This window comes from Spiroplasma endosymbiont of Thecophora atra, from assembly GCF_964019735.1.
Lineage (GTDB): Bacteria > Bacillota_I > Bacilli_A > Mycoplasmatales > VBWQ01 > Spiroplasma_E > Spiroplasma_E ixodetis_A.
Map to the genome: position 1 here is coordinate 60,712 of NZ_OZ026464.1, position 18,474 is coordinate 79,185.

The 18,474-nt window shown below is 24.7% G+C and carries 16 protein-coding genes; 9 read left to right on the plus strand and 7 right to left on the minus strand.

Annotated features, from left to right (window positions below; all coding sequences use genetic code 4):
• Nucleotides 1-43: 43 nt before the first annotated feature.
• The 3 genes from tuf (at nucleotide 44) to AACL05_RS00325 (ending at nucleotide 2,870) form a co-directional block, all read left to right on the plus strand.
• Entirely contained in the window at nucleotides 44-1,300 is a 1,257-nt protein-coding gene (gene tuf / locus AACL05_RS00315; protein ID WP_338961656.1) for an elongation factor Tu, read from the plus strand.
• A 102-nt stretch (nucleotides 1,301-1,402) separates the two neighbouring features.
• Entirely contained in the window at nucleotides 1,403-2,050 is a 648-nt protein-coding gene (locus tag AACL05_RS00320) for a nitroreductase family protein (protein WP_338961659.1), read from the plus strand.
• 22 nt (nucleotides 2,051-2,072) lie between these two features.
• Nucleotides 2,073-2,870, plus strand: a complete 798-nt coding sequence (locus tag AACL05_RS00325) for a hypothetical protein (protein WP_338986046.1) — start codon at nucleotides 2,073-2,075, stop codon at nucleotides 2,868-2,870.
• A gap of 55 nt (nucleotides 2,871-2,925) precedes the next feature.
• Here the strand turns inward: AACL05_RS00325 and AACL05_RS00330 are convergent, their stop codons facing one another.
• Nucleotides 2,926-3,144, minus strand: a complete 219-nt coding sequence (locus AACL05_RS00330) for a hypothetical protein (protein WP_338961663.1) — start codon at nucleotides 3,142-3,144, stop codon at nucleotides 2,926-2,928.
• 185 nt (nucleotides 3,145-3,329) lie between these two features.
• On the minus strand, nucleotides 3,330-3,566 hold the full coding sequence (locus AACL05_RS00335; protein ID WP_338961665.1) for a hypothetical protein: 237 nt from the start codon (nucleotides 3,564-3,566) through the stop codon (nucleotides 3,330-3,332).
• A 220-nt stretch (nucleotides 3,567-3,786) separates the two neighbouring features.
• Between AACL05_RS00335 and AACL05_RS00340 the strand changes: the two genes are divergently transcribed.
• From AACL05_RS00340 to AACL05_RS00360, 5 genes are all read left to right on the plus strand, one after another.
• Nucleotides 3,787-4,737, plus strand: coding sequence for an IS30 family transposase (locus tag AACL05_RS00340; protein ID WP_338960236.1), 951 nt, complete (start codon nucleotides 3,787-3,789; stop codon nucleotides 4,735-4,737).
• A gap of 314 nt (nucleotides 4,738-5,051) precedes the next feature.
• Nucleotides 5,052-5,702 (plus strand): NAD(P)-dependent oxidoreductase, encoded by a 651-nt coding sequence (locus AACL05_RS00345; RefSeq protein WP_338961666.1) that lies wholly within the window; start codon nucleotides 5,052-5,054, stop codon nucleotides 5,700-5,702.
• A gap of 27 nt (nucleotides 5,703-5,729) precedes the next feature.
• Nucleotides 5,730-6,605 (plus strand): aldo/keto reductase, encoded by an 876-nt coding sequence (locus AACL05_RS00350; RefSeq protein WP_338961669.1) that lies wholly within the window; start codon nucleotides 5,730-5,732, stop codon nucleotides 6,603-6,605.
• A gap of 24 nt (nucleotides 6,606-6,629) precedes the next feature.
• Nucleotides 6,630-9,287: a cation-translocating P-type ATPase gene (locus tag AACL05_RS00355; protein WP_338961672.1), complete on the plus strand. Its 2,658-nt coding sequence runs from the start codon at nucleotides 6,630-6,632 to the stop codon at nucleotides 9,285-9,287.
• 20 nt (nucleotides 9,288-9,307) lie between these two features.
• Nucleotides 9,308-9,829: a hypothetical protein gene (locus tag AACL05_RS00360; protein ID WP_338961674.1), complete on the plus strand. Its 522-nt coding sequence runs from the start codon at nucleotides 9,308-9,310 to the stop codon at nucleotides 9,827-9,829.
• A 256-nt stretch (nucleotides 9,830-10,085) separates the two neighbouring features.
• Here the strand turns inward: AACL05_RS00360 and AACL05_RS00365 are convergent, their stop codons facing one another.
• The 5 genes from AACL05_RS00365 to AACL05_RS00385 form a co-directional block, all read right to left on the minus strand.
• On the minus strand, nucleotides 10,086-10,853 hold the full coding sequence (locus AACL05_RS00365) for a hypothetical protein (protein WP_338961677.1): 768 nt from the start codon (nucleotides 10,851-10,853) through the stop codon (nucleotides 10,086-10,088).
• 565 nt (nucleotides 10,854-11,418) lie between these two features.
• On the minus strand, nucleotides 11,419-12,939 hold the full coding sequence (locus tag AACL05_RS00370; RefSeq protein ID WP_338986048.1) for a dicarboxylate/amino acid:cation symporter: 1,521 nt from the start codon (nucleotides 12,937-12,939) through the stop codon (nucleotides 11,419-11,421).
• Between the two features lie 197 nt (nucleotides 12,940-13,136).
• Entirely contained in the window at nucleotides 13,137-14,585 is a 1,449-nt protein-coding gene (locus AACL05_RS00375) for an FAD-dependent oxidoreductase (protein WP_338986050.1), read from the minus strand.
• Nucleotides 14,586-14,655: 70 nt separating this feature from the next.
• Entirely contained in the window at nucleotides 14,656-15,669 is a 1,014-nt protein-coding gene (locus AACL05_RS00380) for an alpha/beta hydrolase (RefSeq protein WP_338961686.1), read from the minus strand.
• Nucleotides 15,670-15,699: 30 nt separating this feature from the next.
• On the minus strand, nucleotides 15,700-16,011 hold the full coding sequence (locus AACL05_RS00385; protein WP_338961688.1) for an HU family DNA-binding protein: 312 nt from the start codon (nucleotides 16,009-16,011) through the stop codon (nucleotides 15,700-15,702).
• Between the two features lie 312 nt (nucleotides 16,012-16,323).
• On the opposite strand from AACL05_RS00385, the gene AACL05_RS00390 reads away from it, so the two are divergent.
• Nucleotides 16,324-18,447 (plus strand): hypothetical protein, encoded by a 2,124-nt coding sequence (locus AACL05_RS00390; protein WP_338986052.1) that lies wholly within the window; start codon nucleotides 16,324-16,326, stop codon nucleotides 18,445-18,447.
• The last annotated feature ends 27 nt before the right edge of the window (nucleotides 18,448-18,474 follow it).

The following is an 18,474-nucleotide window of genomic DNA, read 5'->3' on the forward strand; positions in this document are numbered from 1 at the left end:
TAAATAAAAATAAGTATTAATTATTTCCAAGGAGGAAACAAAAATGGCAGAAAAAGAAGTAAAAAAATCAAAGCCTGTATCAACAGGCCCAAAACAAAAATTTGAACGTACAAAACCGCACGTTAATGTTGGAACAATTGGTCACGTTGATCACGGAAAAACAACATTAACTGCTGCAATTACTAGTTATTGTTCAAAACATGAAGCAGATGGATATAAAGGTATGTTTAAGGACTATGCTTCTATCGATGCTGCTCCAGAAGAAAAAGCACGTGGTATTACTATTAATACAGCTCACGTTGAATATGAAACACCAACTCGTCACTATGCACACGTTGACTGTCCAGGTCACGCTGACTACATTAAAAATATGATTACAGGTGCAGCTCAAATGGATGGTTCAGTGTTAGTTGTTTCTGCAACTGATGGTCCAATGCCACAAACACGTGAACACATTCTATTGGCACGTCAAGTTGGAGTTAAAAAAATTGTTGTATTCTTAAATAAGTGTGATATGGAAAGTGTAGACGATGACGTATTAGAACTTGTTGAAATGGAAATTCGTGAATTACTAACTAAGTATGAATTTGAAGGTGATGATACACCAATTATTCGTGGTTCTGCAAGAGGAGCATTAGATGGTAAAAAAGAATGAGAAGCAAAAATTAAAGAATTATTAACAGCAATGGATGAATGAATCCCAACACCAAAAAGAGAAGTTGATAAACCAGTATTATTAGCTGTTGAAGATGTTTTCACTATTACTGGACGTGGAACAGTAGCTACTGGAAGAATTGAACGTGGAACTTTAAAAGTTAATGATGAAATTGATATTATTGGTATTAACAAAGGTCTTAAAAAAGTTGTTGTTACTGGTATTGAAATGTTCAGAAAATTATTAGATGAAGCACAAGCTGGTGATAACGTTGGAGTATTATTACGTGGAGTTAAACGTGAAGATATTCAACGTGGACAAGTTATTGCTAAACCAGGATCAGTTACTCCACATACTAAATTTAAAGGTGAAGTTTATATTCTAACTAAAGAAGAAGGTGGACGTCATACTTCATTTAATCCGGGATATCGACCACAATTTTATTTTCGTACAACTGATGTTACAGGAAGTATGGGAAACTTTATTAATAAAGGTGAAAAATCGGAATTAATTATGCCAGGTGATAACGTTACTATTACTGTTGAATTAATTCACCCAGTTGCCCTTGAGAAAGGTACTCAATTCTCAATCCGTGAAGGTGGAAGAACTGTTGGAGCCGGACAAGTTACTGAAGTTATTGAATAATCACATTTAATCAAAAATCTTTATTCTCTTTTGAGAATAAAGATTTTTGATTAAAAATATTTTAGTAGTAAAATTAATTTATAGAAAAGAGATGACAAATCAATGCCTTATGTTAAAGAACTGGAAAGTCTAATTTTAAATCGTAAATCAATTCGTAATTATGATCCTAGTAAAGTTATTAGTGATAGTAAAATTAACGATATTCTTAACTATGTGCGTCATACCCCATCTTCATATGGTTTAGAACCATGAAAAATTTTAGTTATTAGTAATTCTAAAATTAAAGCACAATTGCAACCAATCATAAATAATCAACAACAAGTTAGTACTTGTTCACATTTATTTATTTTATTAAGTTATAGTGGTGAAAATTTCAATACTAGTAATCAATGATTTGTTGATACTGTTATGAAAAGACGTAATTTAACAAAACCACAATACGAAATTTATAAATCAACATTTAATAATTTCTTTGATCATGACAAAAAAACACAAATAAATCATTGGGCACAATGTCAAACTTTTATTTTATTACAAAACCTTTTATTATTATTAACTGCTCATGAAATTGATAATGTTGTATTAGGTGGTTTTAATGAACAACAATTATTAACTTACTTAGAATCAAATAAGATTATTGAACCTAATAAGTATCATGTTACAATTTTAGTGTCTGCTGGTTATGGTTATCCATCAAAAACTAAAATTATTAAAAATGAAGTTAGTGAAATCAGTACTCTTATCAAATAAATGTATTAGAAAAGGTATTGCAATGGAAAAATTAAAAATAAATAACTTAGATATTGAATTAAATATTAATGTTATTGGTAAATTTTTAGATAAGATTGAATATCCAATTCTTATTTTTGATTTTGAGACTTTTCGTAATTTATTACATAAAAAAAAGAACAATTCGTATGCTCATGATTTTGAAAAAATTTTTTCAATTGCATTATTAATTATTAATAAAAAAGAAGATTTAAGTGTTAGTAATTTACAAAATAAAAAGTTACATTTATTCGTTAAAACTGTTATTCCACAACCAAATATTTTAAATGAAGATTTAAAACTTGTTAAACATCAACAACAGTTTTTTAAATTTTTAACTAATAAGTTATTAAAATATAACATTAAATCTTTGATTTTACTTGGTGCCAGAACTGAAATATTAATGTTAAAAAACTATTTGAGTTATCATAATGATGAAAGTAAATTCAAAAATAAAGTTAGTTATTTTTTTCAAAAACATAAAATTTTTGATTTATATGATATTTGAAATAATGATCAAGTTTTAAATTTACCTTTATATAAAAAAGGTTTACATCTTGATGTTGGTGCTAGTAAAAAAACTTCAATACTAATTAAAAATAATAATGATTATTGTAAAATATTAAAAGAACAATTTTCATTAACAAATAATAATATTGGAAGAATTATTGATCAATATTTTTTTAATAATATTTGTTTATTACCTAGTTTTACTACGCAAGTAGCAAATCATAATCAAAATGATGTTTTAATTGGCGCTGCAATCTTATCATTACTTTATACTTTTTGTGATAAATATTAAGAAAATAAAAAATATTAATTTAAATAATTAATATTTTTTATTAAATTTTATTTTTTTAGTTCAAATTTTTTGGTATTTGTGAATTATATATTGTTGTATTTGTTGATAAAGGCATTAAATTATTAATTTCATTAACATTCAATCTTGTTTCACTATTTGAACTTACATCTTGAGTTTCTAAATTATCATTATTATTTGTTAATTTAAGTAAATTTTGAAATTGTTTTTCAAGTTCTGTTTTAGATTGACTAATTAAATAAGTATTTTCAAACACTGATTTTTTGCAAGGATATCAATATCCATCTTCATCTCAAATTAAAACATCTTCTTTAGTATATTTTACTTCTTTTTTAGTACCATTTGGATCCCAAGGTAGTGATAATTCTCCGCTTTTATTATCTTTATTAAGATTAACTATTTTTATTTTAGAATCGGGATTTGCTCAAGCTTCCCCCTTACTTATATTATTAATAACCGGAATATAAGTAGTTTTAAATTTTTTTGGTTAACAACTCAATGTTCACCAATAACTCCTGTAATAATATAATCATCGCGATGACAAGTTACTGTTACTTTTTCTAGTGTTTCAATTTCTAATGGGTTATTATCTTGATGTAATTGAAATTCATATTTTACAGTAGGATTTTTAATACAAAATGTAACATTTGAATTTTCTGTATTTTCTTTAAATAACATATTTTCTCCTTCATCTTTTTGTTTTTTGAATAAAGACTTTATTTTAAAAATAAACATATAGTAAATTTTAAATTTCAATATTTATCTTTATTTTTTTTAAAATAATTTAATAAAATGCTGAGTTATACTTGTAAGTGCAAGTAAATAAAATTGCAAAAAATTCTCATATAAAAATTTCATAATGCTAAATTTAGTTTAGAAAAAAGTAAGGAGTTTTTATATGAGTTATAAACATCTTGGCATAGATGAAAGGATTTATATTGAGAATCAATTGAAATTTAAATTTAAAATTAGTGAAATAGCTAAAAATCTTAATCGAAGTATTAGTACTATTATTCGAGAAATTAATAGAAATAAAGATAATAATCATTATTTTTCATTAATTGCACAAAATAAAGCTGAAAATCGAAAACAATCACATATTAGTTTTCATAAGTTTAAAAATAAGAATTTAGTAAAATATGTACAACAAAAATTACTATTAGGTTGATCACCTGAACAAATTTATGGCAGAATTAAAAATTTTCATAAAGAGTGAGTTATTAGTTTTAAAACAATTTATACTTGAATTTATTTTGGAATGCTTGATAAAGTTACTAGTAAAAATTTAAGAAGAAAAGGTAAAAAACGAAAATCTAAAGAAAATCGTGGCAAGTTTAATGGTAAATCAATTAAAGAACGAGATATAAATGTTAATGATCGTATAACACTTGGTCATTGAGAAGGAGATACTATAGTATCATCACGAGGTAAAAGCAAATCATGTTTAATAACTTTAGTTGAAAGAGTATCACGATTTACTTTAGCAATATTAGTTAAAAACAGAACTACTAAAGTTATTAATAAAAATGTTAGTTATTATTTATCAATTCTTCCTAAAAACATTGTTAAAACTATTACTTTTGATCGTGGCAAAGAATTTTCAAATTGACAACAACTTGAAAAAAATTTAGATATAAAAATTTATTTTGCCAATCCATATTCACCTTGACAAAGAGGTACTAATGAAAATACTAATGGTTTAATTAGAGAAAAATTTCCTAAAAAATTTATTTTTTCAAAAACTAATAAAAATGAAGTTCATAAATTTATATTGTCTTTAAACCAAAGACCAAGAAAAATACTAAATTATCTTTCACCAATCGAATATTTGGATAGAAAAATAATTTAGTTGCACTTACCTTTACAATTTAGCAAATTAAAAAAACTAATATAGATAAAAATATCTATATTAGTAATGAACATTTAATAAATTATTATTAATAATATCATTTTTTTATCTTTTTTAAAAATATTTTTGTAATTAAATTATTATATATAATTGTAAAATTATAAGTAAAAGTAGCAATATTATAAATTAAAATCATAATTTTATGATTTACTAACACCCAAACTAATACCTAATATAAGGTGTACTTATGTTATAATTACTATAGTATATTGTTGACTCTTCGTTAAAATTAAGTTTGAAAAGGAGTACTAACTATGAAAATTGGAATTATTGGAGCATCAGGAAAATCAGGACTTGCCTTAACTAAAGAAGCTTTAAAACAGGGATATCAAGTTGTTGCCATTACTAGAAATCTTATTAAAATGCCAATTCTTAATAATGATAATCGATTGACCATTAAAAAAGCTGATCTTACTAATAAAAGTAGTATTAAAGCGGTTGTTAATGATGTTGATATTTTAATTAGTGCTTACGGCCCTACTATTGATAATCCCCAAAATATTCATCAGCAAGTTGCTAAAAACTTAATTACTATCATGCATGAATGTCAAAATATTAAAAGGTTATTAATTGTTGGTGGTGCTGGTAGTTTGTTAAATGATAAGAATGAAATATTAGTAGAAACAATTGCATTTCCTGAAGCATGAAAAGAGCATGCACAACAACAAGTTCAAGCATTAGATACTTATCGTAGCAGTGACATTAATTGAACATATTTTAGCCCTTCTTTATACTATGACCCAGAATTACCAACTTTAGACAAATTTAAAATTGGTAACAATCACTTAATTGTTAATAAAGAAGGAAAAAGTGAAATTAGTTATGGTGATGCAGCAATTGCTATTATTAATGAGATTAAAGAACAAAAATTTATTAAAAAACGTTTTACAGCGGGTTATAATTAATATTTTGTTTGAAAGGATATTAGACAAATGTTAAAACTTACAAAAGAACAAATTTTACAAAAAACGATAACTTTAAATAATGGTGTCAAAATTCCTCAATTTGGATTAGGTACATATTTAATGGTTGATAGTAAATCTATTTATAATTTAGTAATTTGTGCTTTGCAAAATGGTTATCGTCATATTGATACTGCAGAATATTATAAAAACGAGGAGATAATTGGGAATGCAATTAAAGATTTTTTAGCAGAAAATCCAGAAGTTAAAAGGGAAGATTTATTTATTACTTCTAAAATTTGAAATGACAATCATGAATATGAACTTACTAAAGATGCTTTGCGTGGTATCCTGAATCGTTTAAAACTAGATTATTTAGATTTATGTTTAATTCATTGACCAACTAAACAAAGTTTTGAATGTTGAAGAGCCTTAGAAGAATTTTATGAATATGGTAAAGTTAGGGCAATTGGTGTTTCAAATTTTAATAGTTCACAATTGAAAGATTTTTTAAAAAAAATAAAAATAAAACCAGCAATTAATCAAATTGAAACACATCCTGGTTTTAATCAAAAAAACACAATAGATTTTTGTTACGAGAATAATATTGCTGTTACTTCATGAAGAACAATGCTAGGTGGTAGAGCAGATGAAATACCATTATTACAAGAATTAGCAAATAAATACAAGGTTACTACTAGTCACATTGCTTTAAGATGAGCTTGACAATTGGGTCAAGTAGTTATTCCTAAATCAACTAATCCAGAGCGAATTATTAGTAATCCCGATATTGGGGGTTTTCAACTAACAGAAGAAGAGATGTTAAAAATTCAAAAATTACCACAAACTGCTTTAGGGCCACAATCTAATGATAAAAAATTTTGAAAAGGAATTATGATGGATTAAATTTAAAAAGGGGGTTAAATAATTGTGATTTGAAATGATTCAACTAAGGAATTAGCAAAAAAATTAAATACTAATTTTGTTACAGGTTTAACTGAAGAAGCCGCAGCTCAATTGCTAATAGAAACAGGACCTAATCAATTACCAGTTACGAAAAAAAAACCAATTTGAAAAATAGTTTTAGCACATTTTATTGAACCATTTGTTTTAGTATTAATTGCATTAGCAATTATTGCTACTGTTATTGGTCAATGACAAGAAGCATTAGTTGTTTTTTTAATTGTAATTGTTGATGCTACTTTGGCTACTTATCAAGAAGTAAAAGCTGCAGCTTCTTTGGACTCTTTAAAGAAATTAGTTTCTTCACAAGCAGTAGTAATTCGTAATGGTAATAAATACGATATTGATGCTAAAGATTTAGTGGTAGGTGATTTGGTTTATTTAGATGCGGGAATGTTTGTACCTGCTGATCTGCGTATTATTCAGTCTTATAATTTACGTACTAATGAATCACTTTTAACTGGTGAATCAACCTTAATTAGTAAAACTACTGAAGCATTAACTGAAGAAAAATTATCAATTGGTGAAAGAACTAATCTTGTTTTTATGTCTACTTCTATTGCGACAGGTAGTGGTCTTGGTTTAGTTTATGCAACAGCAAAAACTTCTGAAATTGGAAAAATAACTAAGTTATTACAAGAAGAAAAAAAACCTAAATCACCATTAACGCGACAAATGTCTTTTTTAATTAGAATAATTTCGGTTTTTGCTTTATTATTAGGTTTAGCTATGTTTTTATTACAATTTTTCTTAATTAAAGTACCTGCTATTAATGCTTTAATTTTTGGAATTGCTTTAACAATAGCAGTAATACCTGAAGGTTTGCAAGTTATTGTTACCGTTTCATTATCACTGGGAAGTTCAAGAATGGCAAAAAAACATGCTATTGTTAAACATTTACCTGCTGTTGAAACATTAGGTCAAGTTGATATTATTTGTTCTGATAAAACCGGAACTTTAACACAAAATAAAATGACTGTTAAAAAATATTATTTAACAAAATCAGTTAATGATAGTAATGACTTTAAAAAGAAAACTAAGCAAGAACAATTATTTTTAGATTGTTTAGTATTATGTAATAATAGTGAAGTTAGTAAAAATAAAACTATTGGTGATCCAACGGAAGCAGCACTTATTAATTGATCAGAAACATTAAAGTTTCCAACAAAGGCACTTAGTGATAAACATACTCGAGTTCATGAAATACCTTTTGATTCCAATCGTAAATTAATGTCAACAATTAATGAATACGATAAAGAAACTTATGTTTTTGTTAAAGGTGCGGTTGATAATATGATTAATATTTGTACTCATGCGCTTATTAATAATGAAAGGGTAGTATTAACTGCACAAATTAAAAAAGAAATAATTGCAAGTATGGAAGAAATGTCAAATTCAGCATTACGTGTTTTGGGAGCAAGTTATAAAACTGTTAATAATACGAAAGATTATAGTAATATTAGTGAAATTGAAAGTAATTTAACTTTTTTAGGATTAGTTGGAATGATTGATCCACCAAGAAACGAAGTTAAAGATTCTTTAGTTAAAACTAAAAAAGCAGGTATTGATACAATTATGATTACTGGTGATCATTTAAATACTGCTGTTGCTATTGGTCAAGAATTAGGTTTCATTGAAAATAAAACACAAGCACTTAGTGGTAATACGATTGATGATATTCCAGAAGAATCATTTAATGCTAATATTAATCAATATCGAGTTTTTGCTCGTGTTTCTCCTGAACATAAAGTTAAGATTGTTAAAGCATTGCAGAGTCATAATAAGGTTGTTTCGATGACTGGTGATGGTGTTAATGATGCTCCTAGTTTAAAAGCGGCAGATATTGGAGTAGCGATGGGTATTATGGGAACTGATGTTGCTAAAGAATCTTCACAAATAGTATTAACTGATGATAATTTTGCTACTATTGTTGATGCTATTGAAGAAGGACGCAATATTTACAGTAAAATTAAAAGAATTGTTATTTTTATTTTAATTACTAATATGGCCCAAGTATTTTCAATTGTTATTGGTGCTATTTTTGGATGAAATGAATTATTGCAACCAATTCAAATTTTATGAATTAATTTAATTGTTGAATCTGTTATTGCAATTCCAATGTCAATGGGACCTAATAACCCTGATTTAATGCTTAGAAAACCAACGAAACGGAATAATAGAATTCTTACTGGTAGTTGAGGATTTATTTGTATTGTTAGTATAATATTAAGTACCTTATTACTATTAGCTTTTCATTTTTTACCTCAAATTTTACGTGAAAATAATAGTGAAGGTTTTGTTTTTGTTATAATGACTAATGTTCCTGTTTTTTATGCATTTTCTTTTGTTTCAGGTGCTAATACAAGTATTTTTAATAAGATTACTTGAAAAAATAAATATATTTGAGTTGCGGCGATTAGTGCTTTTGCTATTAATACTTTTATTATTTTTACACCTGTTGTTAGCAATGCTTTTGGTATTGGTGCTGGTTTTCGGGTAGTTGATTGATTACTTTGTATTGCTTTATCAACAATATCAATGTGATTATTAGAAGTGTATAAAGGAATTAGACTTTTAGTTAATAAATTAATTAAAAAAGAACAAAATAAAGTAAAAGTTAAATAATATAGAATGGAAAATTAATAATGAGAATTATTCCGTATGAATTATTTAGTTATACACCAGATATGAGTTTAACTGCATTGCGTAAAGAACTACTAATGTATGATCATTGTTTAAATAAAAAAATTACAAATATGGCCATGCAACCATTTTTAGATTTGGAACGCAACTATTTTAATTTACTTTTATGTAAATGAGAATTAGAAATGAAAAAACGAAATCATTATGTTAATTCATTATTTAAATGTTATACTAAATACAATGATTTTGAATTTGTTGCAACTCCTGATTTTTTAATTATTGAATGTTGTATACAATGAGATTTAAAAGGTTTTCAGCCATATAAATGTAATTTAAATTGATATGAAATTATGATGATGACAATTAAAAATAAAGATAAAATAAATAAAGATTTTTATGAACAACTTTCTTTGTGGTATAAAGAAATGTTTATGAAAATTAATAATAATGGTTCTTTTAAACCTAAGAAATTAAATATGAATGTTGTTTTTGAAAAAATAAGTAATTTTTTATTAACAGCATAATAGTTTTTGAAAAAAATTTTGATTTTATTTTATAATTAAATTATAAAACACTCTAATAGAATGGAAATTTTATTTTTGAAATTAAACTAAATATGTTGTTGAATTGCTTCTATTTTAATTACCCTTTTTAAACAATTAACCCATTTACTTTGGCATAAAAGTAATGGGTTAAAATTATATATTGGATAGCAACTATATGTTATTAAATTTTGTGTATTTTCAATAGACTTCTTTCATGTTTGATTTAAAATTTACATTAGTTAATAATTTTAATAGCTTTTGGTAAAGTGACAGATATTAAATTAGTCATTCCAACAAAATCAATTGAATTTCATTGAGCAGTAATTTTAACTTTGACTATCTTACTAGTAGTTGATAAATCAATAGTAGTAATTCTATTAATACAATCTTCATCTATTATATCATATACATAATCAAGGTTTTTGATGACAATATCGCCATAACATATTTTTTGTACAGAATTATTGATGATTGAATCTAATGCATTTTCTATTTCTTCTTTTGTAACAGCATTTGGGTAAATAGCCTCAATTTGACTTGGACTATCAATATTAGTAATTTCGTTTAAATCATTTCATCATTGTAATAAGCAATAACTAATTGTAATATTATTTTTTTCTCCTTTAAATTTGGCTCCATTTTTAGCAACAATTTTAATATTTAAATTTAAAGTTAAAAAATCATTTGGTTTAAAAATATCAATAAAGTATAAATCTTTAAAGTAAAAATATTTTTCAAAAATTTTTATATAAACATCATAGTCATCACTTGTAATAGTTTTTAAACCTGACATTGCTACTAATTTTGCTTGTAATTTATTTAAAAATTCAGATTTTATATTTTTTTTAAATTTTAATGTACCTAAATTTATATTATTAGGAATTTTTGTTGAAATATCAATTTTTGTATCTTTTTTTGAGTCTGGTGTATCACAAGCAACTACAGTTAATGGTATTGGTGTTGATATTGCTAAAATTGATAATAATTTTAATAAATTTTTCATTTTATTTTTCTCCTTTAAATTCATTTACCTTCATATAAATTATATAAAATAAAACTTAAATACCATTATATAATATTATTCACGGCAATAAATAAGAATGACAAAAAATTTCTAAAATAAAGTGTAAAAATAATTAGTAGTTTTAATGATAAAAGTTATCAAAGTTCAATAATTATTGATATAACTAAACAAACAAATATTTCAGATATTTATATGCAAAATTATTTTGCAGAGAAAACTAAACCAGTAACATCAGATAAACAGCAGGCAATTGCAGTTTAAAGAAAATTCAAAAAAATGAATATCTTACTAAGTCAATTAGAAGGTATGTATAAAGAAAAAAATGATTTTAATCAAAGGATAATGATTATACATTAAGATTTGATAAGAGTCCTTTAATAAAAGGTATTATTGAAGGTAGAAATGTATTAGCGCATCAATTAATTTTTATTAGTCCATATCAAAAAATTAGTTATTTTCCTCACTTAATTTCTACTATATATTTAGTTTTGTGATATCTTTATGAAATAGATTACTAAAAATTTATTTAGATAATAATTGGAAATTAGATATCTTTACCACTTTTAATTGTTTTAATATCTTTTTTTAACTGCTCTTTTAAAAATTTAATATCATTCTCACTATTTTTTACTTTTTTTAATGCTTCAATTTTAACTTTAGTATCTTTTTTTAATGCTTGAATCTTATCATTTTTTTCAGTTCTAATTAACAATTTGGCTCCAACTTTCTTTGTTAAAATGTGTAAACCCCTAAAAGGGTATTTTTTTAATAAAAGTTTTTCATATTCAATTAATTCTTGATTGCGAGAAGCAATAACAGTAGCTTGTAAACCACCAGAAATATTAACTGCAGTTCTGCCCATATCAAATAAACCATCTAAAGCACCAATAATACCATAAACAGCAGCATAATAGCTACCAAAACCAAGACCACCTAAAACACCAGCTGTTACAACAGCAGCAGTTCCTGGTACTCCCGCAATTCCTAATGAAGCAACTAATGTTACAATTAAGCCATTAATAAATAAAATAGCAATTGTTCAGTTGGGGAAATTACCAGGAAGGATAAAACTAAATCATAAGAAAGATAAAATAATGCCAGCTTGCACTCCAGCACAGCCATTTAAACCTATTGTTGTTGAAAGCGGCATTACTGTATCACTACCCTCTTCTTTCACTTTTAAATCTTCTTTTAAGGTATTCATAGCAATTGGTAAAGCGGCATTAGAAGACTGAGTTGTAAAACCAGCAATAATTGGTTTCTGTGCTTTTAATAATCAACGATAAGGATTAATACCAAATAAATATAATGATAATAAATGTCATAAGAAAGTAATAAGTAGTGCTAAATAAGTGACTCCAATAATAATGCCAATATTAGCAAGTGCACCAATTGGTTGATTAATAATTGCTGTTGCTAGCATACTCATAACAGCAAATGGCATAATTTTAATAAACATCATTAATATTGAAATAATAATTTTTCATATTGTTTCTAAAGTGTTTCTTGCTTTGTCCATTCGTTCTTCATTATGCTTAGTTAGTTTTTTAATTGCAAATCCAATTAAAGCACCAAGGACAATGATTGGAATAATTAATGTTTGAGTAAAAACACCAATTAAGTTGCTAGGAACGTAACTAATGATAATTTCGGGAATTGTTTTGGCAGTAGTTTTATCGTAACTACCACCATCAGTTAAATTAAAACTTTGGCCAATTTTAAAAGCAATTCCTAGTCCAAAGGCAATAGTAAAAGCAATAGCCACATTTATTAATAAAATAGTAATACCAACTCCTGAAACTTTAGTTATTGTTTTTGAGTTACTATTTTTTTTACTAGTAATTCTAGCAATAGCTAAAAATACTAATGGAATAGTTAACATAGTAATACCAATAATAAAAATAGTTTTTAATAATTCAATTCAGTGTACAATTTCTGCAATTCAGGGTATATAGTCAGGATTGGGTTTTATTGGTGTTCCAGGTAAGTTAGGATAAGTAATGTTATGACTATTAAAACCAGTAATAGCTTGGATAGTAATACCAAAAATTAGTCCTAATCCCATTCCAGTAAAAATACGAATTGGAAATTTAAGTTTAGTTTTTTAATAAAAATAGAAAGTGCTAGGATAATACTAAAAAAGACAATTATCCCGATTAGACTTTGTCAGTGTGAAATACCAACAAAGTCTCTTAATAAGTTAATATTGTCATTACTAAGAGTTGTCATAGTTGCTACCTCATTCTTTTTATTTTTTATAGGTTATGACGATGTTACTTTTCTGCTTGCTATATGAATAATATCACTAGTACGAGCAAAAGGAGGTGAATAAACTAAATCTAAATTTTGTAAATCACGGATGTCCATTTTATTTCAAATGGCAGTAGCAAGAGCATTAATTCTTAATGTGGCATGATTATAGCCTGCCATTTGTGCTGCCAGTAATTGGAAATTTGTTTTATCATAAAATAGTTTCAAGTATAAAGGACGAGATTGTTTTAAGTATCTTGGTAGATCATAATCTTTAATATAAACACTACCAATTTTATTTTTATCAATCGTATCAAAACTACCAGTTTTTGTTATTTCTAAATTACCAACACGTAAAATACTTGATCCTAAAGTTCCTGGATATTTATGTTCTGGGTTTTTAATATTATCAGCAATAATACGTGCCATTTTATTAGCATTAGTTGCCAAGGGAACATATATTGATGATTTATCAAATTGACTATATATTTGTGCACAATCACCACCACTATACATATTTGAAAACTTTTTTGTAACATTTTCTTTAGAAGGAATTTGACAGAATTCGTTAATAATAATTGCTTTATTTTTATTTAATTCAATGTTGCTATTTTGTAAAAAATTCGTATTTGGTTCAAAACCAACTGCTAGTATTACTAAGTCACAAGGTATTGTTTTTCCATTTTTTTTATCACTTACACTTCTTAAACGCAAATCATTAACATTATTATGAGTCATCATTAGTTCTTCAACTTGATAGTTTAGTAAAATAGTGGCATTGTTTTTTGATTTAGTTTTATGATTAATATTTTTTTTGGTTAGTTCATCATAAATTAATTGGCTAAATTCTTTATCAACAACGTCTGCCATTAATCGATCTTTCATTTCAACGATTGTGACATCTTTTTTTTGTTTTAAGCATGCTTCTGCCATTTCCATGCCAATGAATCCACCACCAATAATAACTATTTTTTTAGCATTTTTCATTGCTTTTTTTAGATTTATGGCATCTTCTTTAGTAAAAACATTATAAACATTATGTGGCAAAATACCATGACTAAAAGGTGGCGGAATTTTTGGTTTGGCTCCTGTTGCAATAACTAAGGCATGATAAGATACAACTTTTGCTTTAGTTTTATCGTCTGTTGTTTTTTTGACATGAATTTCTTGTTTTGCTGTATCGACTTTAATAACATTTTGATTTAAATGAATTTTAATTTTATTTTTATTATTAGTTTTTTCTGAAAAATCTTTTTTTGTACGATCATTTAAAAGTTTTTTATCTTTAAATTCATTAGCAATATAATAAGGAATACCACAAGCACCAAGTGAAATATAGTTTTTTTCTTGATAAACATGGATATCAAAATTTTTATCACTATTTTTTTCACTACGTAATAATTTACTCGCAACTCCCATCCCAGTCGCGCCAGCACCAATAATAATAACTTTAATTTTCATTTTTATCATCGCTCCACTCTCATTAATTATAATATATATTTAATAAAAATATCAATTAATAGTGTTTATCTTAAGTATTGATTCATTTTTGAACAAATTCTAAAGTAGTGTCACTAATACCTTTATCAGTTACTAAATTATATTCATTAACAACTGTGTGGTCTAAATCACCAATTAAAAAACTTTGACCGTGGTTAGCATCAAGGATAGTGTATAATGAACTTTTTTTTGGTATTTCATATCGAATTTTTTCTTGAAATAATTCGTTAGCATTAGTGTAGTTAATAAAGTGATCATTTTGACCATGAAGAAATAACATTGGCATATCAGGTATTAGTTTTAAATATTTAATTGGTTGTATTTCTTGTAAACCATCGACACCAAATGTTTTTTGTGCTTTTTTACGACTTAATTTCAACATTAAATTAGTAGGTAAGAAAGCATAATTGTATAGTTTTTCACTATACGTACGATCTAAGCGACTAAATGTACAATCAGAAATAATGAATTTTACTTTTTGATTAATTTTATGTTTTGCATATAAATTGCTTCACATTACTACTGTTGCGCCACCTAATGAAAAACCATATAATCCTAAAGCAGTAGTTTCTTGTTTATATGTTTTACAACAGTATTCAATAATGTCTTGTAAATCTTGTGATTCTTTTAAACCAAAAGTTGTTGGTGATGCATCACTTTCACCATGGTTACGAGCATCATATCAAATAACATTGTAGCCAGCACGTAAAAAAATGAAAGCTTGTTTAAATATTCAAAATCTTGTATTAGTTATTCCATGTAATAAAATTATTGTTTTATTATTATTTTCATTTTTAAGGGGACTTTTTAAAAGATTACCGTATAATGTTAAATTGTCAATTGATGTTTTAATTGAAAAAGGAATTATATTTTCATGTTTTTCTAGGTATTCTCAATATTCAAAATACATTCGCCATTTTGCTAATTCAATTTTAACTTTCGGTTGAAATTGAGAATTATATTGCAAGCATGCTTTAAACATTTCAATTGAATTTATATTAACTTTTTGTCTTAATTTTATTCTATTAATACTACTTTGTTTCATTAGTTTTCCTCACATTTTAGGTCATACACTTTAATAGTCGATGTTATTTAATATTGTTGGTTTTGGTTTACAACGAATATATTTTTTGTATTTTTTATAAGGTATAAATTTAATATATTTGTATTTGCTAACTACGTGTTGTCCATTATTTTTACTATTTCGTCGTAAACAGGGTTTTACTTTTTTGATTTTAAAAGTACCAAAATTAGGAATAGTAATTACTTTACCTAGTTGGTTAATATTTTTAATTTCTTCAATTACACAATTAAAAACTATTTCAATATCTTGAATGTTAAATTTAGTTTTAACTGATACTCTTGCAATTAATTCTTTTGCGTTCATAAAAATCAACCCTATCTGTTTGCCCATATCCTTCTAATATTATTTTATATTATTTTATTTATAAAATGTAATCTATAAATTTTTCGTACTTTGCTTATTAATAATTTTATATATAAAAGGCATTTTACATATTTAATTTGAATAATTTTAACATTAAAAATAATAAGAATCAAAGATAAAAATTTCTTTATTATATTCAATAGTATAAGTAAGCATATTCCTTAACTATAATTATAATTTCTATATAATGTAATTACAAAAATAAAAGCGTTTGGCCATTGCTTTAGTTTTAAAGCAAGTGGTTTTTTATTTTTGAAAGAAAAGAAAGAGAGGTTTAAAATTATTCTAGAGATAGCGACAACAAATGTTTCAATAGGTGATATTGAAAATAAGATTAGAAAATTTAAAGAAAATTTAGAAATTTTTAAAAAAGAATTCACATTTTTCATAAATGAAAGTGTTGAGGAACAACGTAATTATAAACAAAGATATCAAGATATTTTATCAGAAGAAGAATTAGAAAATAGTAAATATGAAAAGGATTTATTTTATAAAGAAGATGATTTAAAAAACTTAAAAAGTAATATTGAAGATTTAACAAAAAGTAGGACTAATAATCAACTTAGAAATCAAACATTGGATGAAAAAATAGCAAAAGATCAAAAAGAATTAAAAAAAATAAGAAAAGAAATTAAAGCTTTGCAAAAAGATAAAGAAGAGTTTAAAGAAAAAAGCGTAAAGATAGATAAAGATACTTTTCAAGAAACTCAAAAAAATATTGAAGATTTCCAAACTACTATGAGAACAAAAATAAAATATGTTGAAGTAGTATCAACTTTAATTGAAGTTAATTCAAGTGATGCAAACATACAAAAGCATTGAGATGCATTATGAATCGATTATAATAATAAAGTTAAAAATTCAAAAGAAAGAGTTCATATTTTAGAAACAGAAATTTCAAATTGAAAAAAAGAAATTTCAGAAAATGAAATTAGTATTAAAAGCCAAGAAAAAGAAATAATAGTATTAACGCAAGAACAATTAAAGTTAGAAATTGATATAAAAAAAATTAAAGATAAAATTGAAAAAAATATAAAAGAAATAAGGGATAAATTAAGTGAAATTAATAATAAAATGAATAGTTGTTTTACTGAAAATAAATTGAATATAACCAAAAAGAGTAATGATATTATTAATTTATTTAATGAATTTAAAACTTTTCATGAAAAAATAAAAGAAGATTTTAAGTTTTTCATTACAATAAAAGAACAAGTAGATAAATTTTTAGGTGAATATTTTTTTATTAAAAACTCTAAAATTGAAAATTCTATATCAATAGTTGCTGATTATGATGCTGCACTTAAAATTATTATCAAGAATTTCACTACTTTTTTTGGAGAAAATAAATATGGTGAACTTTTAAAAAGTATAAAACAGTTTAATAACTATAAAGAAAGTAATGCTCAACAAGAATTACAACCATCAACTTCTAGTGATATCACTATTAATATCAATAATGAAAATAATGGTAAATGCAAATTATTTGATTTTGAAGAATTAAAATTAGAATCAGGATCAATAGTAAAAATGACTCTTAATTATTATAATTTTTTACAAGAATATAAAGGTCCATATTCTTATCTAATTTTTATTAAAGATGATAGTTTAAATGAAGGGAAGAATCAAAAAATAGCAAAAAACCTTTATTTTAATCCATTACTATTATTTGAAGATTGTAATGAAGAAGAACAAATGATTTTTAAAAAATTACAAAATAAAATGGCAAAAAACAGTAAAAAGAATTTTCTTTTTAATGAAAACAAAAAATTTGCTTTATTATGTACTAATGAAAATGATAGTTCGCAAAATCTTTTGTTTTTAATTGATTTTACAACATTAATTAAAATTCCTAAAAAGTTTATTCCATTAATGTATGATTATCAAAAAAAATATAATTTAAATCAAAAAATATGTAAAAAAATAGTTAATAATTTTGAACAAAAAAATAAAAAAGATTATAAATTTATGTTTATAAAATTTAGAGTACAAAATAATAATATTAAAAATTATATTAAAAATTTAGATTTATTATATGAAAAAATTTATCAACAAAAAGATCAATTACAAGAGTTAAAACATTTATTTTTTGAATTTAATGAATTTCTTGATTTAAATAAAAAACAGCAAAATATAAAAATAAGTGATTATGAATCTCAACAAACTAGTGAATTTCTTAAAGAAAATGATTTTGTATATAAAATGGTAAAAGAAATATCTAATATTTTAGATATAACATTAAATTCAATAAATTCAGATTGTTTGATAGGAAATTCTAATAATGTATTACAAATAGCAGATGTTGAATCAATAAACCAAGAAGTATCAGTTGGTCTAGTACTTTCTGAACAAAAGATAGCATTTACAAATAATATATAATCAAAAGTTTTAAACTTATAAATAATG